Source organism: Lysobacter sp. CA196 (assembly GCF_052078695.1).
Lineage (GTDB): Bacteria > Pseudomonadota > Gammaproteobacteria > Xanthomonadales > Xanthomonadaceae > Lysobacter.
In genome coordinates this window covers 1-530 of record NZ_JBQJIN010000072.1, presented here as the reverse complement: position 1 = coordinate 530, position 530 = coordinate 1, and the positions used below count along the sequence as shown (strand labels likewise).

The 530-nt window shown below is 64.9% G+C and carries 1 pseudogene; it reads left to right on the top strand.

Annotated elements, in window-relative coordinates:
- Nucleotides 1–530 (top strand): annotated as a pseudogene (locus ACTOWK_RS23590) (hypothetical protein); the annotation flags it as partial.

Below are 530 nucleotides of genomic sequence, written 5' to 3'. Positions count from 1 at the left end.
CGCCACGAGTACGACCTGCGCCTGAAGGGCGAGGGCGGCGAGATCGAGCACACGCTCGACATCGACGTCAGCGGGCGCTACATGTTCGCCGTCGCGATCGCCGATGTGACCGCGTCCAAGGGCAGCACCTCCGGTTCGATCGAACCGTTGGCCGGCGACGAGCATTTCGACAAGAGCTTCCTGCTCGAAGGCCGTCTGGGCTTCTATCTGAAGGGCAAGATCAAGGGCAAGTACCTGGTCACCGCCCAGGCCGACACGCGCGAGCGCGAGGTCAGCCAGTTGTTCAACGGCTTCTGGAAGGCCGACCCGCAGGACATCTTCCGCCGCCTCGACCCGGACCTGTACTACCCGGTCTACGGCGACGATTCGACCACCTACCGCGACGTCGACACCATGGGCCGGCTGTACGTCCGGGTCGATTGGGACAAGAGCCAAGCGCTGTGGGGCAATTTCGAGACCGGCATCACCGGCACCGAATACGGCCAGTACAGCCGCTCGCTGTACGGCGGTGCGGTCAATTGGCGCAGCCG